Raw genomic sequence first — 25,271 nt, 5'->3', positions numbered from 1 at the left:
TAAAAATACTTATTTTAATTTATTTTTAAGGGTCTGTTAATGAGGCCCATAAAAATATTTTTAGTAAATGCTTACTCCTTTTACCGAAGGCAGGTTCAGGATTTCGTCCACAAGGTTTCCGGGCACCTTGCGGTCAGTGATAATGGTGAGCCTGGGGTTATCAGTAAGGTATGGGTCATCTGAGACTGCCTGGCGGATACTCACATTGTTTCTGGAAATCAGGCCTGCTACCTCTGCAAGGATTCCAACATGAGCAGCGTCCTCAGGAATAATAATGATCACTCCCAAACCAAGGGAAGGAGCAACGTCCCTGAGGAAGGGTATAGAATGGACATTTTTAAAAATAGTACTTAGAAGTTCGTCCGAAATAATGGTTTTTGTGGTTGCATCAACCACCCGCCGGTCCACTCCGGCTTCCTTTGCAAGCTGAGTATGTGCTATCTCGATGGATCCGGAAGTTACTTTTCCTTCCTCATTAACCTGGAACCCACGTTCAAAAATTAGTTTAAGCACTTTTGCCTGCGCAGGATATTTTTCAAACTTTTTGAGTAGTGTCTGCCACATATAAACTTAAGTTTAAAATGAGTCCCCTGATATATAGTTTACTGATTGTTACGAACCCGAACCTAAAAGGTAGTGAAGAGAAGAATTTTTCACCTACCTTCTTGAGTTTTACAAATTTTTTAAAATTTGACAATTGTCTGCGTTAATTTGATGTACCTGCAGGACAGGAACCTGTACATGGAAATTCCAGTATCAGGCAGTAATGAAAAATCCCGAAAAACAGAATACCAGCTAATTCTTATTGCCGCCCTCAAAAAGGAAATAGAGATCGCTCGCAGGCTTGACCCTGAAAAGCTTGCAGCCGAAATAGAAAAAACAGGTTTTTCCTGCCAGCACTGCGGGAAATGCTGCAGACGGGCTTTTGGGGATAACAGGGTAGTTTTGACTCCTCAGGAGATTGAGAAAATCAGGGAGTATACAGGACTTTCAAAACTGGAGGTTGCAGGACCTCTTATCCCTGAAGCCTGCCAGCCTGAAGAAATCGGAGAGGATGATGAATGTAGGGATACAGAAGGTTCTTTCAGGTCATCAGAAAAAAACGAAGGACCAAATGAAGAGCCGTTTTCAGAACTCTCCGGGCTGTTTGAGCTTCTGAAGGAAGATATTGATTCGGAAGGAAATATTCATGCCTTTGGCTGGATGCTCAGGCGTAAAAAAAACGGAGACTGCGTTTTCCTTGAGAAAGACACAAACCGGTGCAGGACATATCCTGTACGCCCGATGCTCTGCAGCACCTATCCTTTTTACATTGAAGGGCTTAAACTGTACACCTGCGAATGTGAAGGACTTGGAGATCACATTTCTGCGAAAGAGAGCCGAAAACTTGCAGAGGCTCTGCTTTCCAGATATATCCTGGAGCTTGAGGATACGCTTGCCATGTACGAAAAATACGAGGATTTTAAAAGAGAGGAAGGAGGCCCGGAAATTGCTAAGAATAATTTTGAAAACGGCATCTGTATTTATATAATCCATGACAGCAAAGGAATTACAAAAATTATTGAGTGAGTTGTGGATTTCAGGAGACACTGATATTTCCTGAATGACTGATTGATACTTTCCGGGACCCTGGAAGAAATTTTTAATTTTCTCTCCCAATGCCGCACGGGGCCGGGACCTGCCTGTAAGCCAGAAAAAACAACAGTGAAATCAATGCTGCGATTGAGGGAAACAGTATATCGAAGAAACATCCCCTAGACTAAGGTAATACTTACTTTTTCCCTGAAAACCGATTTCGAATTCACAGCTAAGCATAGTGTGTCCCCACCAGTTTGTCTGGCAGCCGGCCGAAAGAAACAAAAGGAAAGTAAAAAAGAGTTGATCTTCTCTTTCTTCCTCCTCTTTTTTCTCATTTTTGTCTAAAAGACCACTTTCCTTCATCGAGCGTAATAAAAAACGACACGGGACAGTGAATGAAGTTACACGGGTTAGAAATATTGCATAGTCCGCTTGAGCTCAGATTACTGCTAAAACTCCTAAATTAGTCCTCTTGAGCGTAGCGAAAAGGACCGCGTACTCCCGAGGCGCAATTCGGGCGAGGCGCAATTCGGGCGAGGCGCAATTCGAGCGGAAAAACTTATTTGAAAATATATTTTATTCGACCTGAACTTCATTTTTTTTCTGGATCATCAATTAAATTTATTTATTAGAAAGCGCCAGTTATTCCCCATGACCGGAATGTCTGGTAGCGACAATCGCCCGATGACCGTTTCGGAGAAGATCTTTTCGAAGGCCTCCGGAACTCCCGTGAAAGCCGGGGATTTTGTACTGGCAAATATAGACCTGGCAATGACCCACGACATCACAGGTCCGCTGGCAGTCCAGGGCTTTTACGAAATTATGAGAGATGAAGAAGAAAAGAAAGTCTGGGACCCCAGCAAAATCGTAATTATATTCGATCACCAGGTCCCTGCAGACTCAATTAATGCTGCACAAAACCATATCATGCTCAGGAAGTTTGCAAAAGAGCAGGGCATTTTAAATTATGATGTGTATGAAGGAGTCTGCCACCAGGTCCTGCCCGAAAAAGGGCATGTGCTGCCCGGAGACCTTATTGTGGGTTCTGACTCCCATACCTGTGCATACGGGTCTTTAGGAGCATTTTCTACCGGCATAGGGTCTACTGACATGGCTGCAGTTTTTGCTACAGGCAAACTCTGGTTCAGAGTCCCTGAGACCTTCCGTTTTGAAGTTGAAGGAAAACTGCCGAGGCGAGTTTACTCAAAAGACCTTATCCTGCACCTTATAGGGGATGTCGGGGTAGAGGGTGCCAGGTATATGGCAGCTGAGTACGCTGGTTCGACAATCCGCTCCCTTTCCGTCCCCGAGCGCATGACTATGTCCAACATGGCAATCGAGATGGGAGGAAAAGCAGGAATTATTGAAGCCGATGAGGTTACCGAAGCATACCTTAAAGAGCGTATTCCAGGCTACAAACTTGATCCTTACTGGAAATCCGATGAAGATGCTAAATACCTGGATGTCAGGCATTACGATGTATCTGATCTTGAACCCCAGGTAGCCTGCCCTCACAATGTAGATAACGTAAAGCCGGTAACGGAAGTCGAAGGCACGAAAATTGACCAGATCTTTATGGGCTCATGCACTAACGGCAGGTTTGAAGATATCAAACTCATGGCAGATATCATGGGTGACGAACCTGTTGCAAAAGGTGTACGCCTCCTGGTAGTGCCTGCTTCAAGGACAGAATATATGAAACTGTTAAAAGCCGGATATATTGAAAAACTCATGAACGCCGGCGCAATTGTAGAATCCCCCTGCTGCGGACCATGCATGGGCGGCTCTTTCGGCCTCCTCGGCCCCGGAGAAGTCGGACTTGCGACCTCCAACCGCAATTTCAAGGGTAGAGAAGGAAGTGCAGAATCATTTGTGTACCTTTCCTCCCCTGCAACAGCAGGAGCGTCCGCTCTCACAGGAGAGATCACTGATCCCAGGAAGGTTTGAAAAACCCTCCTGTTTTTACTTCTTTTTAATTTTTTCATTACCTATTATTTATCTTGAACAGGTGTTAGAATGCCGGAGGCTGACTTATCCATTTTAAACAGGGTGTACGAGATCATCCTGGATCGGAAAGAGAACTATGATGAAAATTCATATGTCTGCAAACTTTTGAACCACCGCAAGGGCATAAATAAAATCCTTGAGAAAGTGGGAGAGGAATCCATTGAAACTATACTTGCAGTAAGGAACGAAGACCATAAAGAAATAGTCTCGGAGAGCTCGGACCTTATTTTCCATCTACTGGTACTGCTTGCAGCAAACAACGTCACTCTTGATGAAATCGCAGCTGAGCTAAGTGCCAGACACGAAAAAATGAAGAGAAACTAAATAAAGAGATTTAAAAAATGAAACTGGAATAAAGGGATCTAAAAAAGAAACTGAATAAAGAGACCTAAAAAAACTGAATAAAGAGACCTAAAAGCGACAAAAGCTGGATAGCGACCGGAGGAACCTGAAGAGATCAGGAGGAAGTTTTAAAAGAGCAAAGGGAGTTGAAGATCCGTAACTTCAGTCCTCCGGTCTGGCATTCTCTTAACCAAATTACATTTTAATACACTGCAAGTTCATTGAGCACGTCTGTTTTAGAAAGTGTTCCTTTCGGGACTCCGTTAATTGTTACAATAAGTCTCCCCACGTTATATTTATGGAAGAGTTTTACCACATCATAGAGCTGCATGTCTCCATCAACAGTTATCAGCTCTTTTGTCATTATGTCCTTAACTTTTACATTGGGTTTTCCCTGGGCAATGGCATGCGCGATATCGGTATAGGTAATTATCCCTACAATTTTTCCTTTATCTTCTACAGGAGCTCCGTGTACATTATTCCGGATAAAGAGCCTTGTTGCTTCCTGGATGCTCGCATTAAAGTTCACAAGCAGTGGTGGATACTTCATGTAATGTTTGACATGTTTTTTAGGCAGAGAGATCATCTCTGTGATATTAAAAAGAATTGCATTATTGGTATCGTCCCTTCCTGTAACTTCACCACGGACTATGAGGCGGTTTACAGGTGTCGGACCTACCTGAAGCTTATCGTCCATTACAAAGTCCTTGATATTTCCTATTACCCTGATTACCCCGTTGCAGGCATCGGGATTCCGGACGGTCGTAAAGCTGATTTCTGCAGCTGTTGCCCCGTTAACTATCACGTTATTCCTGTAGAGAGGGACTACGGATTCGTTTTTCAACTGCTGAATGCGTAACGAATCATATGCTGCCCCTGTTGGTTTATATCCCCCCTTTGGTCCGGGTACCCCTTCAACCAGTCCAAGAGCCTTTAATAACTGCATCTGGTTGCGGACTGTTCCAGGGTTTCGCTGGATAACTTCGGCAATTTCTTCCCCTTTAATTGCCCTGTCTTTTTGCCGCTGAAGGTTGATTAATGCAATGATAATGTCTTTTTGAATCGGAGTGAGTTCCATACTACCACCATCAATTTCATATACCTTGTATCAGGATGATGTATAATATCTATACATCGAGAATAGTGTATCCTTTAATTTACCATAATTAATGATTATAAATTCCTAATACAAATTATAATTACAAATATAAATAAAGTCCGGTTCTTTGAAGAAATACAGCTGTTTTCATGCCTGTATTTAGGTAATTATAATAATTTACATTAAAACTCTGATAGAACCAGATTATAAATTAACTACTGATCATGTAATTGATAAAAGTAAATTAAACGTTAATTATATAGTACCATAATACTGCTCCAGATCGATTTTAAGAGAAGTAAATCAGAATATCTCAAACATATTAAGTTTCGGATATTGCGGCAGTGTAAAACCAGGGCTTAATTATTTTTCCGGGCAATCTTTCCGGCATTGTAAGTTTTGGGCAGAAAAAATTGGACAGAAGCTGTTCAGAAAATCCAGACAAGAAAAGCAAAGAAACTCCGCTCAGGAACTTTTGCGAAACTTTTGCTTGCGGACTTTAGATTTTTCTGTTAAACTTCTTTACTCAGAAAAACCTTTATATAGATGAAAAGAGCCCCCAGAGGGTTAGAAAATTATGATCTTTGAAAAAATTCACACCGTCCCTACTTCCGACGAGTTAACTAATAAAGCTTTTAAACGGGCAGCAAGAGCTATGTCCGGGAAAACTATTGAGGGGAGAGACAGCCGGCTCAGAGCCAATGAGTCCATGGTACTGACAGCTGCAAACATTTTCACGGATAACCTTGCTAATATAGTCAGGCGTTTTCCGAGCTTTGAGCAGTTACCCAGATTCTATTATGAATTGACTGACATCCTGGTAGGTGTAGAGAAACTTAAGATGTCCCTTGCATCCGTGGACTGGGCGAGCAGGAAGATCCATGAAGTTGCAAGGAGCTACGTAGGAAAAATCCGGGATTCAGACCTCCCAGAACCTGTCAGAAAAGAAGCTTTCGGAAGGCTTGCATCCATTGTCAAGTCCATCAATAAGGACCTTCTCTTTCTGAATGAAGCCAGAAACATCCTCAGGAAACTTCCTGATGTCCAGGATGAACCTACAGTTGTAATCGCTGGCTATCCCAATGTAGGAAAGTCAAGTTTTGTTACAAAAATTACCGGTGCAACCCCTGAAATTGCCCCTTATCCTTTCACGACAAAAGGAGTAACCATTGGCCACTTCACACGGAAAGGAGTCCGTTATCAGGTTATGGACACCCCGGGTCTCCTTGACCGTCCCATGGCTGAGAGAAACAATATTGAACGGCAGGCAATTACAGCAATCCACTACCTGGATGCAGTTGTAATGTTCATGATTGACCCCAGTGAAAGCTGCGGATACGAGATTGAGGATCAGAAACGCCTTCTTGCTGAAATCAGGGAAAATTTTAACCTTCCCCTGCTCGTGGTTGCTAACAAAGCTGACAGGCCTGAGTTCAGGAAAATGGACGGAATAGATCTGAATATATCCACAATTACCGAAGAAGGAATCGAAGAGGTAATGGAAAGACTTCTTGAGATGATTGAAGAAAAGCGCCTTAAGTCTTTAGAAGAGACAGCTTCGGAAGAACCGGATGAGGAATTCACTTTCTAATTCCTTATCTAACTATATTTAGCTTCAGAACCTGTTTTAGCCAGAACTCTGTGCCTGCAGGATTTGTTTTGACCAGAGTCTGGTTTTAATTAGAATCCAGATTTTTAGTTAGAATCTGATTTTTTAGTATCCGATTTTAAGAGATCCGATTTTTAGTTATCCGATTTTTAGTTATCCGATTTTTAGTTATCCGATTTTTAGTTATCCGATTTTCAGATACCTGGCTGCTCAGAGTATCCTGAACTGCATCAGCAGGGCAAGGGCAATAAGTATCAGCCCTGTTGTCAGCCTTATCTCCACTCTTCTTTTTTCTCTGAACTCAGTGACTTTTTTCGGGCTCAATCCGAAGGCCAATAAAAGCCCAAGGCACACTACAGGCAATAGAAGTCCAAGATTGTATATTCCCATGTATGCTATTCCTTTTACTATATCGGTTCTTATTGCCAGCACACTCAGGATTGAGAGATAGATTGCCCCGACACAGGGAGCTTTGACCAGAGAGAACATGCCCCCTGCAAGGAAAGAAAGAAGCAGAAGGTTTTTTTCACCCATCCTGCTCATAAAATCCTTCAGAGATTTAGGGGTCCTGAAGGTTGACTTTGCATGAGTTTTCAGCCAGTAGGCATCATAAATGTGCCAGAGACCAAGCAGTGCAGTCAGCAGGATCGTAATTGCGGTAAAATGTCTCCGGACTTCAGGCAGCAAACTGACAGTACTCAAAATGCTTATCCCTGCAAACATATACATCGTGAAAATTCCTGCAGAAAATCCCAGGGTGATTTTGAGCATCTCTTTTCGTCCTCCCTGCTGAGCAAGGGTGATAGAAGCCAGGAAAGCCATTACTGCAAGCAGGCAGGGATTAAAACCGGCAAGGATACCTATAGCCAGGATTAAAAAGGGGCTCACTCTCTCAAGATGTTTATTTTTCCCTTCTCTGCTTCCTGTTAGAAGGTATGAAGATTCCGGGGTAAAAAGCAAAGCCGAAGTTTCGAAAGTTCCCAGCAGAAGAATCTCTATTGTATTTGCGCTTCCGTAAAAATAACCGTTTGATCTGTTTCCTGCCAGAATGACCGAACCGGAAGCAGGGCTCAGCAACAAAAAAATAGATATGAACACAAGTGTTCCTTTAGTTACAAACTGTGGTTTTACGAATCGCTTTTTCATATCTCTTTTCCGAAGCTATATTTGTGGAAACATCCAGAAATTCCCCTTAAATCGGTGATGCATATTTTTGATACGGACAGTTTTCGGTGTACTTCAGTGTATACTTTCAATGAACAGGACTGCTTTTGGAAAAATATTACTGGTTAAAAAAAGGCTCATTGCAAGATAATATGGATTAGTAAGCATCGGAACAATTGCAAAAAGCTCTTTTTCGGTATGTCAAGGTATCTGGATGCCTCAATATAAATTCTCCCAAAGTTAACGGCATTTTTCAGAAAACAGGTTAATCGAATAGAAAAATAAAGGAATACAGAGAAGTAAAAGTTAAAAAGGAGAAAAAATTGAAAAAAGGAAGAGAAGGGAAAGATCCTTCTCTGTAAAAAGGCTCAGAGCAATTTTTCCATGATGCTCAGGGCTTTTTCAAGATCTTTCATCGAAGCTGCGTAAGAAATTCTTATGTGGCCGTCCCCATCGCTTCCGAAGGCTGTTCCCGGGACAACAACAACGCCATTTGAGATCATTTTTGAGGCGATCTCTGCGGAGTTTGAGACTTTCGGGAAGGCATAGAAAGCCCCTTTCGGAAGAGCACACTCCATCCCCAGGTCATTAAGACCTTTTACAAGCACATCCCTGCGTTTCCGGAACTCTTCACGCATTATATTGACAGAGTCTTTCGGTCCGGTTACTGCGGCATAGGCAGCTTTCTGAGCGACTGAGTTTGCACATGCCTGTATATACTGGTGCACTTTGAGCATCTGGGCTATATACTCTTTTCTAGCTGCAAGGTACCCGAGCCTCCATCCTGTCATAGCATAACTTTTAGAGGTTGCATTTACAGTGACTACATTATCCGAATAACTCGCAGGGCTCACATGCTCGCCTTCGTAAATGAAGTACTCGTAGACCTCGTCAGAAATAATGGTTATGTTATGGTCGTCTGCAATCTCGGCAAGAGCTTTGATGTCTGCCCTGCTTGAGACAGCACCAGTGGGATTGGACGGAGAGTTAAGGATAACGGCTTTTGTTTTCGGGGTAATTCTCTCAAGCACGGAATCCGGCTTCATGGTAAGGTCTTCTGCAAGAGGGACACTTACTACCTTTCCGTTAAGGATTTCAGTCAGGGCGTTGTAGGATACAAATCCGGGGTTTGAGATAAGAACCTCGTCTCCCGTATTGAGAAGGGCTGCGAGGGCAATGGTGAGGGCTTCAGATGCTCCTGATGTTACGATTATTTCCTGGGGAGAGACTGAAAACCCGTTTTCCTCCTGGAATTTATGGCTCAGGGCTTCCCTCAGTTCAGGGATTCCGGGACCTACGGTATAGCCTGTAAAGCCTTCATTTATTGCTTTGATTGCTGCAGTTTTTATATGTTCAGGAGTATCGAAGTCAGGCTGCCCGAGCCCGAGGTTGATGGCATTTGAGCCTGCAGCTTCGAAAATCTTTCTGATTCCGGATGTATCTATCCGGGATACACTTTCTGAAAACTGAATTTCCTTCAAATTGAGCCCTCCTTATATCCCTCAAAATTGTATCCTTTAAATCCTGAATTTCTGAGTTACCCACTGTTCCGATCCATATTATTTTAACGGTTAACTTTAAAAGTTATTTTGAACCCATTATTGAATGTTCAATCCGTTATTCGATATTTGTATGCCTGGACTTGAGTTCTGCTTCCGAAGCACCTGTAAGTGTTATCAGCTGGGCAATTACCGAGTCAAGGAAGACCAGTGAGGTGATTTCGAAAGCCGTGCCCAGGGGAGGTAAGTTCTTATAATCTCCTCGCATGTTTTTTTCAAGGTAGCCGCCTGCATCATGATCATTTTTGGTCTTGCTCGGAAGAACCATAGTTATATCAGAAATTCTGCCGAGTGTTGACTCCCTTTTGGAGGTGACAGTTATGAGGGTTGAACCGATGTCCTTTACTATTCTGCCGAGATCTGCTATGGAACGGGTTTCTCCTGACCCTGAAATGGCAATCACGACGTCCTGTGGATGAACAGCAGGGGTGGTAGTTTCTCCCACGACATACACAGTAAACCCGAGATGCATCAGTCTCATTGCAAAGGCTTTGGCAACAAGCCCGGACCGCCCTGCCCCCATTACGAAGACCCTTTCCCCTTCCAGTATATTCTGAAGCATGTGTTTTATGGCTTCGCGGTCAAGCATCTTAACCACCTCGTTGAGGTTTTCCACTATAAGTTCCATTGATAATACTACATCTTCGCAGTCTTTTACCTGATCTTTTTTCATATAAGTTCTCCAAAAAGCATTGAGTTAAATTCTCAATAAACAATCAATTGACCTTTTACTTACTTCTACCAAATAAGGATTACAGTCCCAAAATAAGGGCAGAGCTCCTGAGACTATTGACTATAAATATTGACTATAAACACTGACTATGAATATCGACTATAAATAATAACTGGAAGTATTAAATGTAAATATTAAATGTAAATATTAAATGTAAATATTGAAATAAAAACTCCTGAAATCCCTTCCAGATAACCTTTTTTCAATTTCTTAAACTTATTGGTGAGGATCTCAGGACAAATTTCTGGAAGCTTCTTTTTATCCCGCTGCTGTGCCGGAGACCATTATCGGCTTGTTTGCGGCTCAGTCTTATAATTAATAGCTTTTAATTCCCAGCTATCGATATTGTTTCTGAATTCCTGGTAGAGCCGCTGGATATCGCAGTCACTCCCGTTCCAGTAGAAGTCCTTGCGTACCTCTCCTTTCTGGAGCTCTTCAAGGACAAATCTGGATAGATGGAAGAGGGCTTTTTTATTGGAAAACGGAATACTGTAATTTACACGATAACCGCCGGCTGTTTTGCCATAGGACACCAGTATATACCCTTTGCTTTCATACTCCGTAATCTCATCAAAGTCGCAGATAATCTCAAATTCATGAACTGTAGACTGGTCTACCTTTGAGATTCCTAGGAGTACCTGCGCTATAATATAATCAGGAACCTTTCGTCCGAACCATACTGCAATTTTCCCGTAGGTACAGACTACGTTAACGTCGTTCCTGCCCATCTCAAAGGAGCCGAGGGACTGGGGAGGGGATATTTTTGCTTCCAGGTCTTGGGTCTTCTGGGCACACATTGTTTCCACTTCGTTTACTTACTTGCAGAGACAAGTGCACTGATCAGATTCCTGTCTTTTTTAAGGGTTTTGAGCTGATTTGCGGGCCCTATAACCGTAAGTCTCTTGCTGCTCTGTTTTTTAAAAAACTTTCCCAGCAAGGAAGCGTCCGCGTTTGCAGGGTAGCTTTGCATCTCGATTCCTGAAAACACGTCAGGCTGAATTGCTGACATTGTCATCTCAATGAGTTTTGCTTCCTCCATAGGGTTGAGACCCTTTTCAAGCACAAGGATTTTGCCTTTCCGTACCTCATCGATTATGTACCGGACTTTTTCCATAGAAGCCATTTGAGAGATTTTGGCTTCGGATATAAGATCAAGTTGGATTCCCTGCATTTTGATCACCCGAACTGTTTGGCCAGAGCTTCGTAGAATGAGTCCATTCCCACTCCTTCAAGAGCCGAGACAGGTACCATAGGGTGCTGAGGGAAGGCTTCCTTTATGACTCCGGGGTCGGCATCAGGAAGGTCCACTTTATTTGCTACAATGAGAAGCGGAAGGTTTCTGGCTTCCATATTTCCTATCACAGTTACGTTAACCTGAGTATAGGGATTTTCTGTGGAATCCATAACCAGTATGACTCCGTCAAGGTCATCCAGCCATTTGACAGCCTCAATTACGCCCTCTGTTGCTTCTTTGGACCTTTTCTTCGATTCAACGTCACTCATTCCCTGTTCCATGAAGTCATGGAAATCGATCTTTGTTGCAAGCCCGGGAGTGTCCACAATATCAAGGCTGATAGTATGCCCATTAGTCTCGATAGTGACTGCATTCCTTCTTTTTGCATGCCTGGTTTCGTGGGCGATATGTGAAACAGAGCCCATTGTTTCCTCGTTTCCGACCCAGTCTCTAAGGATGCGATTGCTAAGGGTTGTCTTGCCGGCATTGGGGGGTCCGTAGATACCTATGCATGCTCCTTTTTTCTTGAACAGTTTATTGAACATTTTTGAAAAGCTTACCTTAAATCGTTTTATCATATTCATGGCTTCCCTCCATTGGGAAAAGCATAACACCAAAGGATTTCTCGGATTGCTTTCCTTTATGGGTTTACTGGTGTTTTCGTGACCTTTTTATTTAATTGATCCTTGCATATAAATAATTTCCACTTGTCAAGCTGTGGGAATCAGAGAAAATGGAGATACTGTCTTCTCCTTTTCAATATACCTGGAATAAATAGCAAATCTTGCATTCTTTCCATGTGAAAATAGAAAGTGCCTCCGTGAAATAACACCAGAATATAAATAAATTACTTCTTATCGCCTGATTCCCGGATATGTTTAATAAAAAACTTTTTTATAATGAAAATTTTCAGTCCATCTGTAACTCTTTTCATTTTCCATTAAATTTTTATGTTTGTACTGATGTTCTGTACTTTCCTTTATATTTTTTCCTATTTTTATTCATCATATCTTAAAAATATAAATGGTTCTTATCCTCTTAAGTACTTCGCAGGCTGTCATTCCTTTTATTTTTTCCAGTCTCTTTTGCCGTCATACTCCGAAAAACCTGAACTGCTGGACCTTAATCTCCTTATTTACCTCACCGCATTCATCACTGACTGCTTTTCGCTACTCTGAACATTTTCTATTTAACCTCCCTGAAACTACTTCAGGTAAAGTCCCTCCATGTGTCCCTCTATCCAGTCTTATGACCCTTTTGATGAGCAAGAGAATCAAAAGCTGGCTTGTTTCCCTGATTTCAAAAAAAACATGCAGCTAGTGTCCAGGAAATTTATTTATGAGCTATCATAATTACGAAAAAAGACTACGTATGAGGGGTAATCTAAATATTAATGCCCCATAATTAATTTGTCAGGACAGTAGTTTCCTTATCCAATTAGAGTTATTTTGTTAAAAAAATAGATATATTCAGTCATCTGATTCTGAAACAAAGATTAGTTACTATTCCTCAGGACAAAAAGAGAGATGTTTTTCGTTAAAAAGAGGAAACTATTTATTTTCTATTAGTAACGTTTCTTTTTGTACTCTATTCATTCTTTTCTTTTTTTATTTCTTTTTGGCAGGCACTGCCAGGCAAGCTGATAGAGACGTCTTATAAACTGCAGACTAAAATCAGGTTTCCCGGGAAAAGAAAATTATTTCTCAAGCCATAGGTACTTTATCCACATTACCGGTTTCTCTGAATGCAGCCGCGTGTCGTTTTTCTCATCTGTCTGACAGGCCGGCTAAAGCTCCTGTGGCAGGGGAGAAGGTCTGAAAATTTCACTTTTGATATCTGAATAACATCAACCAATTTGTCAGGAGCTTCACAACTTTTCCGCAGAATATTCATTTATCTCTTATCGCGGAATTTATGGCTATCTCGGCTATGTTAGAGCCAAGGTCTCCTATTCTTGAGAGGCTATCTACTACCATCCCTAGATATATCATGGTTTCATGTGACTCGAGTTTGAGAATGGATGCATGCAGTTCCGTCACACGTGAACGCATGTTGTCTATACTGTCTATTACCTGGTTTGCAAGAGAAGTGTCGGAGTTATACAGGGCATCTACTGCCTGCTGAACAAGTTCCATGTAAGTATTACTGAGATCCTCTATGACCTGCATCACATCTTCCCTGACTGGCTCCTGCATTTTTGAGATAACGTTTGCAATCCTCTGTGAATGGTCTGCAATTCTTTCAATAGGACCTGCTGCCATTCTGAAATCATGGTATTCTTCGATACTTGTTTCTGAGGAATCAGGCATCCTTCCTCCGCAGAGAATGGAACGAAATTGTTTAGAAATCATGAGACATAACCTGTCGACCTCGTCGTCCCTCTGACTTACATCGAGAGCAAGGTCGTGGTCACCAGTTTTGAGAGCTCGTATGGCATCCTTTTGCATGGAACCTGTAATAAGGAACATTCTGTGTATGCCTTTTTTTATATGGAGTTCATTGGGATTAAGAAGATCCTGAATGACCACGCAGTTTGAGCTTTCCTCAATAATTTCAGGACCTATGAGTTTGTAACAGACCTTTCGGATAACCTGTTTTTGCTCTGCAAGTATTCTTTTTGCGGTAAACTCCATTCTGTCATAGCCATAAAGATATGCAGCAATGATGTCTCTTTCCAGAGCTTTTGCCTCATAACCTGCCACATCAATCCTCTTCGTTTTTATCGTGCGCCCCTCAAGAATAGGGTCAATTAAAAGTTTTCCGTCTGGCTGAGCCTGAATAGATACTCTTGTCCCGGTTTTGATTCCTACTTTTTCGGCCCACTGTTTCGGGAGAGAAATAATGTAAGTGGATCCGCCTGTCTGCTGTACTTTTCTGGTTTCTATGTGAATTCCCCGTTTTTAGTCGCTCAGGCCAGGCCTGGAAGTTAGATGATACTTACTCCATATGTATAGTATTGATCAGTGTTTAGATAACTACTTAATGTATATACAATTTGGCTTTACTATTTATATTCTGAGACTTCTTCCTTTTTGGGAATAAATTCCGGAGTCCTGTATTTAAGTTTACCTTGCTTTCTGCTATGAAGAGAGGTAAAAAATATTAAAGAGCAGAGCATTCAGGACGTGATGACATTTGAAGGGCACGCCTGCGCTTTCGGGGCTGGAACCATAATAAACGCCATAGCTACCTGGAAAGGTGCAGCATTCGGGATAGACTTAAAAACCTTTGCAGAGGTGGAACTCTCAGAGGGTAATTCGGGTATTATGGGCTCAATTGAAGAGATGCCTGAAGGAGACACTCACCTTATAGAACGCTGCGTAGAACTTGTCCTGGAAAGATTCGGGCTTGAACTCGGAGGTACGATAAAGACAGGAAGTGAAATCCCTCTTGCAGGAGGACTCAAGAGCAGCAGTGCCGCGGCAAACGCTTCAGTCCTTGCGACCCTCCGTGCAGTCAACGAGACTCTGCCCCCCCTGGAGATCGTAAAACTGGGTGTAAGGGCTGCAAAAGAGGTGGGAGTTACGGTAACAGGAGCTTTTGACGATGCATGTGCCTCCTTTTTAGGTGGAATTGTTGTCACCGATAACCGAAAAATGGAACTTGTCAGGCGCGAAGAAGCCGATTCAAAAGTCCTGATATTTGCCCCGGCAAAAAAGGCTTTCAGTGCGGACACGAATGTTAAACGTTCACGGCTGATCGCCCCATATGTGGAAATGGCATATGAGCTTGCCCTCAAAGGAGAATATGAACGCGCAATGACGCTTAATGGCTTTCTCTACTGCGGAGCCCTTGGATTTGATACGGAGTACATGCTAAGGGCTCTGGAATGTGGGGTAAAAGGAGTCAGCCTTTCCGGAACCGGACCTGCTTACGCAGCCCTGGTGAAGGCTGAGCAGGTAAAAGAACTTAAATCCGCCTGGGAAAGCTGCGGCATGGAAGGAAAGGTTATAGAGACCAGTATAAATAACAGAGATGCGATATCCTTTAACAGGGAGGGGTCCTCTTGAGTGAACTTGAATCTGTCCGCAAAGAAATCGAAGAGATTGACAGGGAAATCCTTTCCCTCATTGACAGAAGGGTTAACCTTGCTGAAAAAGTGCTTGAATCAAAAAGGATAAATGGAACTTCCATAAATGACCGTAAGCAAAACGAGGTTGTAATTAACAGGGCATTAAATACTGCAACAGAGCTCAACCTTGATATAGGATCGATAAAGGAAATTTTTGAAATTCTTATCAGAATGAGCATCGAACGCCAGAACGAATTAAGCGGAAAGGGAAACCTGCCCTGACCTGCCTCAAAGGAGCGAAAAATGGTCGATATCTCACTAATTATGGGCTCTGAGTCCGACAGATCAATTGCCAATCGCGCAGTTTCTGTACTTGAAAAGAGCAAATACACTTACGAAGTAATGGTTATCTCTGCCCACAGAAACCCTGACGAGCTTGACAGCTACGTCGCGAGTACAGATGCAAAGGTCTTTATCACAATAGCAGGTTTATCGGCAGCCCTTCCTGGGGTTGTCGCTTCCAGGACGAAAAAACCTGTAATAGGCGTACCTGTAAGCGCAAAACTCGGCGGGCTTGATGCCCTTCTCTCCATAGCCCAGATGCCCCCAGGTGTACCTGTAGGGAGTGTAGGAATTGACAATGGGGCAAACGGCGCATACCTTGCCCTGAGAATTCTGGATTTAATCGAAAATCCGTAATATTTTTAAGAATTCTGATTTTAATTTGTTCTCTATGGGAGTTAAATTCCCGGAACTTATTTTTCATATTTTTACATTTTTTCTCATATTCTTCGGCACTCGAATTGCGCCTCGCCCGAATTGCGCCTCGGGAGTACGCAGTCCTCTTCGCTCCGAATTGCGCCTCGGGAGTACGCAGTCCTCTTCGCCCCGAATTGCGCCTCGGGAGTACGCAGTCCTCTTCGCCCCGAATTGCGCCTCGGGAGTACGCAGTCCTTTTCGCTCCACTTCGTTTCGCTCAAGAGGACTAATTTTGCGGAATAGGAGTGAGCTTTGCTCAGGAGGGCTAAAAAAGGATTAAATCATAAATATTTTGATCCGTACAACGCCATTCGCTATTTTAAGCCTTTCTTGCCGCACTCGCCTATAAACAGTCTTTACCGCGAAGAAAGAGAAAAAATAGCCGCTAAAAAGAATGACGATACCAGTAAGAAATTAACAGGTAGAAGTGACAGGGGAGCCGTAAGAGATCAACGAAAGAAAACAAGTAAAGTAATCGAACAAGTCCATAAGGATACGACAAGACAGAGACAGAATTAGGTGTTATCTGAAAAACTCATTTTCAACCGCTGTTTTGTTTCTTCAAGGAATATTTTTATACTCTTTTATTTGTTTTATGGAAGAGTCACAGGCAAGCTCGAGGAAGAAAAAGCAGGCTACGAATGGAGAAACCAGAACGGAAAAGGGCACAGGATAATCTATAAATGTATTGGGGGATAGGGCATCCGAGTGTTGGGGGTGTGGGAATTGGGAGGTAAAAGAATTGGCTGAGGTTTGCAATAAGAAAAGATATGTGTTCTCAGATGCCCGATTCTACAAATATAAAAGATCATATATAAAATTGATGATATGCTGATAGATTTCAGGACTTTTTTGAAGTACTCTTATTATTCTACTCTAATTATTCTAATAAGTTATCACAGGAGTATCTCGAATTCAGAGGATATCTCGGATTTATTTAAGTGTCCCCTGTGAGATTTCTAGTGAGTAGAGTAATTAGTCACTGGAAGGTAAAGTGCCCGAGCTAAATGCCAGAATAGAAGCAAAATGGAGACAAAAATCATATCCAAAACTAAGGAAAAGATAATAATGAGTAACAGAGAGATAACGGAAATTAGCAAGAATAAAAAGATGAAAAAAATAAAAGAATGTGGCATGAACAGGCATCTGATTTGGGAAATCTGATCTGGGGAATATCTGGAGAAGGGATCTTCCTGTAGAACACAGTTTCTCAGACGCCAATCTAATAATATAAGCTCTTATATATAAAAGTAATGATATATTGTGTAAACTACAGCTTAAAAGTACGGGCACACAAAATCAGGCTAAAGAAGTTAAAAAATAATCCCTGATCCAGATATTTTTTACAGCAACCTTTCAATCCGGACGGAAAAGCACGTACCAGAAAAGCATGCTTAATTGGTATGCATGCTCAGAGGGTTTCATAGGACTCTGCCTGCACAGGTTAGATGAGACAGGAGACCCGAATGAGGAGTGCGCCTGCTTCGGGACTCTGCCAGTCATGAGAAAATAATTGCTTGTGAGAAATCAGGTCTTTTCGACCAATCTTGCATCCAGAATCTTTAAAGAGCCAATGTCACCTTCCCATTCGACTTCGCTTTTTACGATCTCTATTCGCTTTTTGAAGAAAGGAGCATCGAGGACCACTGTTTCGTATTCTCCGCCTTCTCCTGCCATATGGACCATATACCTGCGGTTCAGGGCTTTGAGGTTTTCTATTGAGTTCACATTAATAGGGCGGCCAAGCCAGGACTGATCCAGGCCATCGGCTGCAACTTTGACAATCCTTATATCGAGAACTTTTGCCATCTCATTCAGGAGTTCTTCAGGGTCCCTGTGCCAGAGAGGAGCATACATTTTAAGTCCGAGGGAATCACAGATCTTCTGCACTCTGCTTGCCTGATACTGCGATTCAATAGCGCCTACGGATACCCCGTCCACATCTACTTTCTTCAAAGCGAGAGTAAGGTCGTCCAGTTCAAGTTCCTTGATTCCGCTGGACTGCTGCTGAATCAGCGGGATTTCACTGGCAGCAGAAATCAATTCTACCATATGGAGATTGATTGAGTGATACATATAGGAGTCATCCCTTGCAGGGATAATATTTATGAGGTGGGTGACCTCATGCCCCTCTTCAAGGGCTTTGTGAATGGCAAAGACCGAGTCCTTGCCGCCAGAAATCAGTGCTGCGAGTTTCATTTGCATCCTCTTCTTTAACGCTATTTTTTCGTACTTCCGGATTGTTTTTCATAATCCCTAATTATTTTTGGTACTTTATGATTAGAATTTGCAGATTATAGTTCGCGGACCACTAAATAACATTTTACATGTTTTTTCCTTTTCAGCATCCCGCTTGCTACGGATCTTTATGACCTCAGTTCTCTGCTTCCAGAATTCCAAAATTGACCTCGTAGCGGAACTTCATTTCATCCCAGGTTGGAAGACTGGTCTGGCAGCCTCTAGTCTGTACGACAAAGGAAGCTACTGTTGATCCTATCTTCCCGCAGGTGGGAAGAGAATACCCTCTAGTGTACGCCAGCAGAAAACCTGCTCTGTAAGCATCTCCTGCTCCGGTGGGGTCTACAGCTTTTACGGAAACAACGGGAATTGCCCATTCTTCATTGCCTGTATAGATCCTGCTGCCTTCCGCGTCATAGGTAACGACAATAACATCAATCATAGCCTTAAGTTCGGTAAAGCTCTTCCCGGTCATCTCTGAAACCCGACTGATTTCATGCCTGTTTGCAAAGAGAATATCGGTGTGGGCAAGAATTATCTCTAGATTCTCTTTTGAATAAGTGACCAGGTCCTGTCCGGGATCAAAGGAGACAAAACCGGCAACTTGAGATATCTTTGCATTGTAAACGCAGTCTGCTGTTGCGAGATGGACAAAGTCCACAGGTTCGGGTTCCAGCTCTTTGAATTTTGAAGAGGAACCCCAGTAAAAATAGGTAGTCTGGTTATCTTCCCTATCAGTGAAAATAAAAGCCTTTGAAAGCTTCAGGTCTTCAATACTATAAAGGTGGGAGAGGTCAACACACGCTTCTTTAAGGAGCTTCTCATATCCTGAGCTTGAAAAATCCGTACCAGCCGGAGATATCAGCTGACTTTTTCCTCCCAGCTTTGCAATGGCAACTGCAATATTTGCAGCCCCTCCGCCAGGATATTCTTCATAGTCAATTATAGGAGAAGACTCGTTTTTTCCTGCTATTTTTTCAACATCTACGATGTAATCAAGGGCAATATGCCCCACTACGGAGATCATTTTGTCCATGCAGTTTCCTCTTTTTTGTGGGTCTGGAAGAAACCCGGAAGTTTTTGGAATCACATACATTCTTAAAAGTTGAGTAAAATAAAAGACTCAGGAAAAGATAAAATTACTGATTAAGGTAAAATTACTGATTAAGGTAAAATTACTGATTAAGGTAAAATTACTGATTAAGGTAAAATTACCGATTGTGTCCATTCTGCCGTGACAGATGCTCCCTATATGTTCTTTTTTAGCCAGAGATTCTTTTAACCCTGGCTATATGAAACTTTCCGCAATAAGAAATCGTACAGGTAAGCCTTTCTCTGATCCGGCATTCTTAACACATTTAAGGAAAGAAACCTGTTTATTTATTTGTCTTGCCTTTCTGCTGCTGCTGTTCGCCTTTTTCACCTGTCCTTTCGAATTCCGTGACCTCGACAACTGTCAACGGAATATCGCGCAGAGATTTTCCTATGACGGATTTTGCAATCCTTTCTGCGTGTTCCGCAGATTCGGCATCAAAGACCTTCATCTCAAAAATAAGCCCTACAAGAGCTGTATTTGCCGCTATGAAAACACTGCTGAAAGGCTCACCGCATGCCGGACAGGAAGTTGTTCCCACATCAACCTCTACAAAATCGAGTTTGGGGTTCAGGCGTTTTCCAGCCTCAGAAATCGCAACCCCTATTGCATCATCAGCCGTTTTTACATCTCTAACCAACCAAGCTGCTTCAAGTACCACATGAAAGTTCTTCATAATTATCCACCGTAGATATTAGTATACGTTTTTAAGAATATTCCCGGATAGGGAAAAGTTATTGAAACCTAAAGAATAAGTAAAGTATATTAATTGTTTCCGCTTCGAATGAATGTTTATATTTATAAGTTTTACGTATTATATGGTTTTTCAGTTTAAGCTTTTAGATTCTCAATTTTAGTTTATAAGTTTTAGCTTCTCATTTTATTTTTTACTAATTTTTCAGCTTTTAGTTCTAAGTTTTTAATTTCGACTTTTAATATAAGTTTTTAGTTTTAGTTTAGATTTTAGTTTAAATTTCAGTTTAGATTTTAGTTTAAATTTCAGTTTAGATTTTAGTCCTCAACTTTTGGCTTTATCGATATTTTCTAATTATTGGCTTTTCAACCTTTCGGATCCTTTTTCAGGATTCCTTACCTTCTATTCCTGTATCTATGTAAGGGTTGCCATACTTCCGAGGTCTTTATAATCATTTATATGATAATTTATCCAATCTTTTCTTCAGTCCCTTATATCGTAAAAAGGGTCTCGTCGTCCACTGCAAAAACCCCGAGTTTCGCTCCGGCATCAAGCCAGGCATGCCCATAGCTAAAGGAAGCAAGGGCGTTTACAGGGTCTCCGTTTTCAAGAAAATAGGTTCCGTCTTTATAATAGGCTTCTGCCATTGTATAGTAATCCTCTGCTACCGCATGCATATGGGAGTTCGGGATTGGAGCATACTTTGCTTTCTGCAGTGCTCTTTTCAACATATCCTCGTATCGGTTAACCTTTTCATTCAAATCGGCAGGCATTTTGACCACCATAGAGCCATTTAGCGTTTATTGATTCAACTGGTTTTTATTTGATCTCGCTCTTTTTTCCAGCTTATTCTGTCTCTTCCATGATTCCTTCAGGACCGGCTGCAAGTTTCACAAGGGCTTCGGCTTCAAGAAAATGCAGTTTTCCTGGAACTAGAAGGATATGAAGAGGTTTTCCAAAATTAAAACCCTTCAGGTTTTCTGCGTAGTCAGCTTTTACTACTGGCTTTTCCGAACCTGCCCTTGCTATCCCCACAGCAACAGTTCTGTCCATCACTCCTTCTCCTCTTTTTCTTTCAACTTCAAGAAGAAGTTCAAGAGCAAGGTTAACGGTCATATATCCTTTTTCTTTATCAATGTCCAGAAAAACAAGAGTATGAAGGCCAAGTCCGGAGTTTTGCTTTATGATATCGTAAGGGGTTTCTGAAATGACCCTGGTACCTCGCCTGCTTTCGTAAGGATAAGGAATACTTGCAGATTTGCCGAAACGATAGTTCTGCAACCCTGTGAGCCCTGAAACGGCTGAGGCAATTGATGCCCCGTGAACCAGGCGGGTTTCTATCCCGAGCTTCTCAGCCCTGAGGCGCAGGTCAACGTGGGTTGTGGAAACCATTGTATCCCCACCTGTGAGGAAAGCAACTTTTTTGTCTTTTGCTTCCTCCAACCAGTCAGGCTGCTGTTCTACATCTTCCCTTGTGAGTAAATGGACTTTCTTTCCATAGAGTTTTTCCATTTTTTCAGGGTTTGTTCCCATCAGGCAGGAAGTATAGAACTCAGCGTACACCAGGTCAGCTTCCCTGACAGCCTCAAGTCCTTTTAAGGAAATATCATATTCATCGAAAAGGCCCAGCCCTATAAATGTGAGCATATCCCGCTTTAGGAGCTTATTGGTTTAAAGCTTTTGGCGCCGCAGGCTCATTCGGGGAATCTGTGGCTTTATTTTCAGGTTTACGGATACGCTCAACGTATTTATATCTAGAAATTAATAATAGGAATGAGGCTTACAATCTCAATTTTTGGAGGTGTTTTTTACGGTTAAAGTTACGCTTATTCACGCCAACTGGTGTACGGCATGCCCGTCAACACGCAGGTTATGGAAAGACCTTAAATCGGAATACGATTTCGAGTATGAGGAAATTGATGTAGAGAGCCCGGAGGGGCAGGTACTTACTGAGAAGCATGGAATAGTTGGTGTCCCTACAACTCTTATCGATGGAGAGCCTGCTTTTACAGGTCTTCCTAAAAAAGCCGATGCTATAGCCCGCATTAAGTGAAGATGCGCTAAAACTTTATTTTTTGAACTCATTTTCTATTTCTGGGAGATAAGTATGTACGACCTGATTATAATAGGAGGGGGACCTGCGGGACTTGCAGCGGGAATTTATGCCGTGCGTTCCGGGCTTGACACCCTTATTCTGGAGAGGAGCGAGATAAGTGGCCAGATCTCGATGGCAGATATCGTAGAAAACTATCCTGGCTTTCCATCCATTACGGGAGTTGAGCTGATGGAAAAATACAGGACACACGCTCAGGAAGCAGGGGTTAAGACCAAAATTACTGAAGTTATCTCGGTCCGGACCGAAGGTGCAAAAAAAATCGTCTCAACGGATAGTGGGGACCTTGAAGCGAAAGCCTTGATTATTGCCACAGGCGCAAATCCAAAGCATCTGGGCGTTCCCGGGGAGAAGGAATTTATCAGTAAGGGAGTCTCTTACTGTGCGATCTGCGACGGGCCTTTTTTCAAAAACAAGACAGTAGTTGTCGTAGGAGGCGGCAATTCTGCAGTTACAGATGCTCTTTTTCTATCAAAGATTGCTCAGAAGGTATACCTTATCCACAGGCGGGACCGTTTGAGAGCTGCAAAAATCCTTCAGGACCGGATGTCTGCAACTCCAAATATTGAGCTCATCCTCAATACTCTTGTCCTGGAAATAGCCGGAAGTAAGGAAGGAGTCAAAAAAGTTGAGAAAATTATCCTGCAAGACCTCAATAGCAAAGAAATCCGTGAACTTTATACTAACGGAATTTTTATCTATGTAGGAATCCACCCGAATACCGAATTCATTAACGTGCAAAAAAATAGTGAAGGCTTTATCAAGACCGACCGCTGGATGGAAACCTCCGAGAAAGGAATTTATGCCGCAGGAGATTGCAGCGATACCCTCATCTGGCAGCTTGTAGCAGCGGTAAGAGACGGGGCAATCGCAGCCACCGCTGCAAACGAATATATCGAAACCCTTAAATAAAAAATACCATAGAAGGGCTCGAACTAGAAGCCGGGCTGAAAATCCGTTTAAGAAGCAATTGAAAGAAGCGGTTGAAAGAGCAATTGAAAGAGCAATTGAAAGAGCAATTGAAAAAATATCCGGAACTTTGATTTCAGGATATTTGACCTGAATAACCTTAAACTGAAATCTGGTTATTCAGGTCATAGCTTTTCCAGCTATGGTTCTGTCAAAGCCAGAAGTAAGAAAGGTTCATAGCCAAAACTAGTTATGCGAAAATTAAAAACGGGACAATAAGGTTCCTTTGCCCCCGAATATGCATTCCGGAATTCGCTTTAAGGCTTATTCCAGCATCTGGTTAATTTTATTGTAAAAATCTATAATCAATTTTGTAGCGTCGCTTTCCATATTCAACTGGAAGGTCCTGATCTGCTTTCCAAGAGGTTTTTCTATAACAATACCCGACTCTATTAGTGGGGTAATAACTCTTGATACGCTGGAATGAGACAGACCTGTTTCTTCTGCTATCCCTGATAGGTAGGTTGATTCGTTCTGGTGCTCGATCAGATTTTTAAGTACGGTCATCTGTGCGGTTTTTCCAAAGATTTTTTCAAGTGGATCCATTGTTATCATCTCAGAGGTGGCTGTTCTCCGTAAGTGATTCTTATTTCCAATATTAACTTGCTATTTACGGTTATAAACTTATCTCATTATTGGTTAGTCAGGCGATTCATACAAAATCTTCTAAATATTTGGGGAACTCCGCGCCCTCCCGATTCACTGTGTACATTTTTAGCTATTCTCTTCGTTTTAATATTTGAGAAATGTTTAATACCTAAGAAAATATATACTGTATGAGGTGGAGGGAAATGCATAACATTAATCTTGACCGTGAAATTTTAAAGCTTATAGAAGAACAGCCTGACATAAGTGAAAGAGACATTGCCCACACTCTTTCGATTTCGGAAGAGTCAGTAAAAGTTCGAATTGCAAATCTTCATGATATCAGGGAAAAAATCCTGATTATGGGTAATGAGCACAATGCCCATCATAACCTTAAGAAGGCTCTTGAAGCTGAAAACTACAATGTTGTTAACGTCTCGGAAAGCTTATCAGTCCTTGAGACAGTAAATGCGGAAAGACCGGATCTGGTACTCCTTGATACAGCTTTTCTGAGTAAAGATGGTTTTGAAATTTGCAGACAGCTTAAAGCTAACCCAAGGAGCTGGGGAGTTCCTGTAATGATGCTGAGTGAAAAGAATAAAGCAGAAGACAGTTTTAAGGCCTTTAAATCAGGAGCTGATGATTACGTTGCTGCACCTTTTAATCCTCTTGAATTGAAAGCAAGGGTCGGAATGGTTCTGAGACGTAACCGTATTTGACTCGATGAGGAGATTTACTTTCTGATAAGCAGTCTTTGTGATCAGCAATAATACCCTCTTAAGGAAAGCAGACATATTAAAAGGCAAAATTTCCTTTTTGTTTTCCTTTTCAGGATCCGAATATCTAAGAAACTATTCCGGGTTTGAAATCCATCAAATTTCTTTGAGGCATCTTAAGATTTTTATTTACTCACTTCTTAAGACGCCCTCTTTACCTATATCCTGTTAATATGCTTATCAATTCTGTTTATTGTTTTTCTCAAAAATCGCTTGAAATCCATCTGGATGAATTTAGTTGTGTAGTTCTCCAGATATATTCGGTTTAGTTTTTAATTATTTTAATAAAGATCACTTTTTACAAGTCCCCCTACATAACCTCTTAAAATGAGTTTCTTCATTAAAATTAAAGATCCTTTAAAAATTACATCCCCCATTTGAATCAAATTTATCTGTTAAAATCAAATTTTCCAGCAAAATCACATACTTTGCTGGAAGTTTCCTGAGGACTTTGCCGCGACTTCGACATTTGAGTAACAGGTAATGACCTCATACGAGTCGCGCGTAAAATCCAGATTATTTTTATTCAGAGAATATCTGCCCGGCTTTTAACTATTGACTCTTAAAAGAGGAGACTTTGGCGAAAGCAGAACACAGTTACTATCAATGGGAGAAAAAGAAAATTAATGATCTTTAATAATTATATTCTATTCAAATAATATTAAACTTATACGTTGGTTTCCTTCTATATCATATGCTTGTTAAAT

The 25,271-nt window shown here is 41.8% G+C and carries 27 protein-coding genes; 10 read left to right on the top strand and 17 right to left on the bottom strand.

Annotated elements, in window-relative coordinates; genetic code table 11:
* Window positions 1–60 precede the first annotated feature (60 nt).
* The gene (locus FXV91_RS07575) at window positions 61–564 is read right to left on the bottom strand and encodes an amino acid-binding protein (protein ID WP_229389979.1); all 504 of its coding nucleotides are present in this window, start codon (window positions 562–564) and stop codon (window positions 61–63) included.
* A 150-nt stretch (window positions 565–714) separates the two neighbouring features.
* Here FXV91_RS07575 and FXV91_RS07570 point away from each other — a divergent pair, with 150 nt between their 5' ends.
* From FXV91_RS07570 to hisE, 3 genes are all read left to right on the top strand, one after another.
* Window positions 715–1,569, top strand: coding sequence for a YkgJ family cysteine cluster protein (locus FXV91_RS07570; RefSeq protein ID WP_229390220.1), 855 nt, complete (start codon window positions 715–717; stop codon window positions 1,567–1,569).
* A gap of 669 nt (window positions 1,570–2,238) precedes the next feature.
* On the top strand, window positions 2,239–3,525 hold the full coding sequence (locus FXV91_RS07565; RefSeq protein ID WP_229390219.1) for a 3-isopropylmalate dehydratase large subunit: 1,287 nt from the start codon (window positions 2,239–2,241) through the stop codon (window positions 3,523–3,525).
* 69 nt (window positions 3,526–3,594) lie between these two features.
* Window positions 3,595–3,909, top strand: a complete 315-nt coding sequence (hisE, locus tag FXV91_RS07560; RefSeq protein ID WP_229389978.1) for a phosphoribosyl-ATP diphosphatase — start codon at window positions 3,595–3,597, stop codon at window positions 3,907–3,909.
* A 220-nt stretch (window positions 3,910–4,129) separates the two neighbouring features.
* Here hisE and FXV91_RS07555 read toward each other — a convergent pair whose 3' ends face one another.
* Window positions 4,130–5,005, bottom strand: coding sequence for a CBS domain-containing protein (locus FXV91_RS07555; protein WP_229389977.1), 876 nt, complete (start codon window positions 5,003–5,005; stop codon window positions 4,130–4,132).
* A gap of 598 nt (window positions 5,006–5,603) precedes the next feature.
* Here FXV91_RS07555 and FXV91_RS07550 point away from each other — a divergent pair.
* Entirely contained in the window at window positions 5,604–6,617 is a 1,014-nt protein-coding gene (locus FXV91_RS07550) for an NOG1 family protein (protein WP_229389976.1), read from the top strand.
* Between the two features lie 228 nt (window positions 6,618–6,845).
* On the opposite strand, the gene FXV91_RS07545 is transcribed toward FXV91_RS07550, so the two are convergent.
* The 7 genes from FXV91_RS07545 to FXV91_RS07515 form a co-directional block, all read right to left on the bottom strand.
* Window positions 6,846–7,781, bottom strand: coding sequence for a cytochrome c biogenesis CcdA family protein (locus FXV91_RS07545; RefSeq protein WP_229389975.1), 936 nt, complete (start codon window positions 7,779–7,781; stop codon window positions 6,846–6,848).
* A gap of 386 nt (window positions 7,782–8,167) precedes the next feature.
* Window positions 8,168–9,280: a pyridoxal phosphate-dependent aminotransferase gene (locus FXV91_RS07540; RefSeq protein WP_229389974.1), complete on the bottom strand. Its 1,113-nt coding sequence runs from the start codon at window positions 9,278–9,280 to the stop codon at window positions 8,168–8,170.
* 136 nt (window positions 9,281–9,416) lie between these two features.
* Window positions 9,417–10,031: a 6-phospho-3-hexuloisomerase gene (gene hxlB, locus FXV91_RS07535; RefSeq protein WP_229389973.1), complete on the bottom strand. Its 615-nt coding sequence runs from the start codon at window positions 10,029–10,031 to the stop codon at window positions 9,417–9,419.
* 344 nt (window positions 10,032–10,375) lie between these two features.
* The gene (locus FXV91_RS07530; protein WP_229389972.1) at window positions 10,376–10,888 is read right to left on the bottom strand and encodes a hypothetical protein; all 513 of its coding nucleotides are present in this window, start codon (window positions 10,886–10,888) and stop codon (window positions 10,376–10,378) included.
* 14 nt (window positions 10,889–10,902) lie between these two features.
* Window positions 10,903–11,262, bottom strand: a complete 360-nt coding sequence (locus tag FXV91_RS07525) for a DUF2073 domain-containing protein (protein WP_229389971.1) — start codon at window positions 11,260–11,262, stop codon at window positions 10,903–10,905.
* A 5-nt stretch (window positions 11,263–11,267) separates the two neighbouring features.
* Complete coding sequence (locus FXV91_RS07520) at window positions 11,268–11,909, bottom strand: Era-like GTP-binding protein (RefSeq protein WP_229389970.1); 642 nt, start codon at window positions 11,907–11,909, stop codon at window positions 11,268–11,270.
* Window positions 11,910–13,214: 1,305 nt separating this feature from the next.
* The gene (locus tag FXV91_RS07515; protein WP_345945489.1) at window positions 13,215–14,210 is read right to left on the bottom strand and encodes a PhoU domain-containing protein; all 996 of its coding nucleotides are present in this window, start codon (window positions 14,208–14,210) and stop codon (window positions 13,215–13,217) included.
* 243 nt (window positions 14,211–14,453) lie between these two features.
* On the opposite strand from FXV91_RS07515, the gene FXV91_RS07510 reads away from it, so the two are divergent.
* Genes FXV91_RS07510 through FXV91_RS07500 form a run of 3 tightly spaced genes read left to right on the top strand, consistent with a single transcriptional unit; the run spans window position 14,454 to window position 16,036 of the window.
* Window positions 14,454–15,335, top strand: coding sequence for a shikimate kinase (locus tag FXV91_RS07510; RefSeq protein WP_229390217.1), 882 nt, complete (start codon window positions 14,454–14,456; stop codon window positions 15,333–15,335).
* Window positions 15,332–15,619 (top strand): chorismate mutase, encoded by a 288-nt coding sequence (locus FXV91_RS07505; RefSeq protein WP_229389969.1) that lies wholly within the window; start codon window positions 15,332–15,334, stop codon window positions 15,617–15,619. The genes FXV91_RS07510 and FXV91_RS07505 overlap by 4 nt, the downstream gene beginning before the upstream one ends.
* A gap of 21 nt (window positions 15,620–15,640) precedes the next feature.
* Complete coding sequence (locus tag FXV91_RS07500; protein ID WP_229389968.1) at window positions 15,641–16,036, top strand: AIR carboxylase family protein; 396 nt, start codon at window positions 15,641–15,643, stop codon at window positions 16,034–16,036.
* A gap of 83 nt (window positions 16,037–16,119) precedes the next feature.
* Here FXV91_RS07500 and FXV91_RS07495 read toward each other — a convergent pair whose 3' ends face one another.
* The 7 genes from FXV91_RS07495 to dph5 all read right to left on the bottom strand — a co-directional run bounded on the left by FXV91_RS07495 (window position 16,120) and on the right by dph5 (window position 21,768).
* Window positions 16,120–16,317, bottom strand: coding sequence for a hypothetical protein (locus FXV91_RS07495; protein ID WP_229389967.1), 198 nt, complete (start codon window positions 16,315–16,317; stop codon window positions 16,120–16,122).
* Between the two features lie 1,135 nt (window positions 16,318–17,452).
* A complete protein-coding gene (locus tag FXV91_RS07490) occupies window positions 17,453–17,599 on the bottom strand; it encodes a hypothetical protein (RefSeq protein ID WP_229389966.1) in 147 nt (48 codons plus the stop codon).
* Between the two features lie 24 nt (window positions 17,600–17,623).
* A complete protein-coding gene (locus FXV91_RS07485; protein ID WP_229389965.1) occupies window positions 17,624–18,295 on the bottom strand; it encodes a diphthine--ammonia ligase in 672 nt (223 codons plus the stop codon).
* 175 nt (window positions 18,296–18,470) lie between these two features.
* Window positions 18,471–19,370, bottom strand: coding sequence for a carbohydrate kinase family protein (locus FXV91_RS07480; protein WP_229389964.1), 900 nt, complete (start codon window positions 19,368–19,370; stop codon window positions 18,471–18,473).
* A gap of 340 nt (window positions 19,371–19,710) precedes the next feature.
* Complete coding sequence (locus FXV91_RS07475; protein WP_229389963.1) at window positions 19,711–20,103, bottom strand: DUF555 domain-containing protein; 393 nt, start codon at window positions 20,101–20,103, stop codon at window positions 19,711–19,713.
* Between the two features lie 509 nt (window positions 20,104–20,612).
* Window positions 20,613–20,894 carry a DUF357 domain-containing protein gene (locus tag FXV91_RS07470; protein WP_229389962.1) on the bottom strand — a complete coding sequence of 94 codons (282 nt, stop codon included), beginning with the start codon at window positions 20,892–20,894 and terminating at the stop codon, window positions 20,613–20,615.
* A 73-nt stretch (window positions 20,895–20,967) separates the two neighbouring features.
* Window positions 20,968–21,768 (bottom strand): diphthine synthase, encoded by an 801-nt coding sequence (dph5, locus tag FXV91_RS07465; RefSeq protein WP_229389961.1) that lies wholly within the window; start codon window positions 21,766–21,768, stop codon window positions 20,968–20,970.
* 154 nt (window positions 21,769–21,922) lie between these two features.
* Between dph5 and FXV91_RS07460 the strand changes: the two genes are divergently transcribed.
* Both FXV91_RS07460 and trxB read left to right on the top strand, forming a co-directional pair.
* Complete coding sequence (locus FXV91_RS07460; protein WP_345945488.1) at window positions 21,923–22,174, top strand: thioredoxin family protein; 252 nt, start codon at window positions 21,923–21,925, stop codon at window positions 22,172–22,174.
* Between the two features lie 54 nt (window positions 22,175–22,228).
* The gene (gene trxB, locus FXV91_RS07455; protein ID WP_229389959.1) at window positions 22,229–23,146 is read left to right on the top strand and encodes a thioredoxin-disulfide reductase; all 918 of its coding nucleotides are present in this window, start codon (window positions 22,229–22,231) and stop codon (window positions 23,144–23,146) included.
* A 321-nt stretch (window positions 23,147–23,467) separates the two neighbouring features.
* On the opposite strand, the gene FXV91_RS07450 is transcribed toward trxB, so the two are convergent.
* On the bottom strand, window positions 23,468–23,749 hold the full coding sequence (locus FXV91_RS07450; protein ID WP_011034276.1) for a helix-turn-helix domain-containing protein: 282 nt from the start codon (window positions 23,747–23,749) through the stop codon (window positions 23,468–23,470).
* Window positions 23,750–23,994: 245 nt separating this feature from the next.
* Here FXV91_RS07450 and FXV91_RS07445 point away from each other — a divergent pair, with 245 nt between their 5' ends.
* On the top strand, window positions 23,995–24,507 hold the full coding sequence (locus tag FXV91_RS07445) for a response regulator (RefSeq protein ID WP_229389958.1): 513 nt from the start codon (window positions 23,995–23,997) through the stop codon (window positions 24,505–24,507).
* Window positions 24,508–25,271: the final 764 nt, after the last annotated feature.

Source organism: Methanosarcina sp. DH2 (genome assembly GCF_020804225.1).
Taxonomy (GTDB): Archaea; Halobacteriota; Methanosarcinia; order Methanosarcinales; family Methanosarcinaceae; genus Methanosarcina.
Note: the sequence above shows the minus strand (reverse complement) of the source record. Positions and strands in the feature narration are given on the sequence as shown.

What these genes read in the sequence shown, in the direction of transcription:
- FXV91_RS07575 (WP_229389979.1), bottom strand. Translation starts at nt 564, where the DNA reads ATGTGGCAGACACTACTCAAAAAGTTTGAAAAATATCCTGCGCAGGCA.
- FXV91_RS07570 (WP_229390220.1), top strand. Translation starts at nt 715, where the DNA reads ATGTACCTGCAGGACAGGAACCTGTACATGGAAATTCCAGTATCAGGC.
- FXV91_RS07565 (WP_229390219.1), top strand. Translation starts at nt 2,239, where the DNA reads ATGTCTGGTAGCGACAATCGCCCGATGACCGTTTCGGAGAAGATCTTT.
- hisE (WP_229389978.1), top strand. Translation starts at nt 3,595, where the DNA reads ATGCCGGAGGCTGACTTATCCATTTTAAACAGGGTGTACGAGATCATC.
- FXV91_RS07555 (WP_229389977.1), bottom strand. Translation starts at nt 5,005, where the DNA reads ATGGAACTCACTCCGATTCAAAAAGACATTATCATTGCATTAATCAAC.
- FXV91_RS07550 (WP_229389976.1), top strand. Translation starts at nt 5,604, where the DNA reads ATGATCTTTGAAAAAATTCACACCGTCCCTACTTCCGACGAGTTAACT.
- FXV91_RS07545 (WP_229389975.1), bottom strand. Translation starts at nt 7,781, where the DNA reads ATGAAAAAGCGATTCGTAAAACCACAGTTTGTAACTAAAGGAACACTT.
- hxlB (WP_229389973.1), bottom strand. Translation starts at nt 10,031, where the DNA reads ATGAAAAAAGATCAGGTAAAAGACTGCGAAGATGTAGTATTATCAATG.
- FXV91_RS07530 (WP_229389972.1), bottom strand. Translation starts at nt 10,888, where the DNA reads ATGTGTGCCCAGAAGACCCAAGACCTGGAAGCAAAAATATCCCCTCCC.
- FXV91_RS07525 (WP_229389971.1), bottom strand. Translation starts at nt 11,262, where the DNA reads ATGCAGGGAATCCAACTTGATCTTATATCCGAAGCCAAAATCTCTCAA.
- FXV91_RS07520 (WP_229389970.1), bottom strand. Translation starts at nt 11,909, where the DNA reads ATGAATATGATAAAACGATTTAAGGTAAGCTTTTCAAAAATGTTCAAT.
- FXV91_RS07510 (WP_229390217.1), top strand. Translation starts at nt 14,454, where the DNA reads ATGACATTTGAAGGGCACGCCTGCGCTTTCGGGGCTGGAACCATAATA.
- FXV91_RS07500 (WP_229389968.1), top strand. Translation starts at nt 15,641, where the DNA reads ATGGTCGATATCTCACTAATTATGGGCTCTGAGTCCGACAGATCAATT.
- FXV91_RS07490 (WP_229389966.1), bottom strand. Translation starts at nt 17,599, where the DNA reads ATGACTGGCAGAGTCCCGAAGCAGGCGCACTCCTCATTCGGGTCTCCT.
- FXV91_RS07485 (WP_229389965.1), bottom strand. Translation starts at nt 18,295, where the DNA reads ATGAAACTCGCAGCACTGATTTCTGGCGGCAAGGACTCGGTCTTTGCC.
- FXV91_RS07480 (WP_229389964.1), bottom strand. Translation starts at nt 19,370, where the DNA reads ATGGACAAAATGATCTCCGTAGTGGGGCATATTGCCCTTGATTACATC.
- FXV91_RS07475 (WP_229389963.1), bottom strand. Translation starts at nt 20,103, where the DNA reads ATGAAGAACTTTCATGTGGTACTTGAAGCAGCTTGGTTGGTTAGAGAT.
- FXV91_RS07470 (WP_229389962.1), bottom strand. Translation starts at nt 20,894, where the DNA reads ATGCCTGCCGATTTGAATGAAAAGGTTAACCGATACGAGGATATGTTG.
- dph5 (WP_229389961.1), bottom strand. Translation starts at nt 21,768, where the DNA reads ATGCTCACATTTATAGGGCTGGGCCTTTTCGATGAATATGATATTTCC.
- trxB (WP_229389959.1), top strand. Translation starts at nt 22,229, where the DNA reads ATGTACGACCTGATTATAATAGGAGGGGGACCTGCGGGACTTGCAGCG.
- FXV91_RS07450 (WP_011034276.1), bottom strand. Translation starts at nt 23,749, where the DNA reads ATGGATCCACTTGAAAAAATCTTTGGAAAAACCGCACAGATGACCGTA.
- FXV91_RS07445 (WP_229389958.1), top strand. Translation starts at nt 23,995, where the DNA reads ATGCATAACATTAATCTTGACCGTGAAATTTTAAAGCTTATAGAAGAA.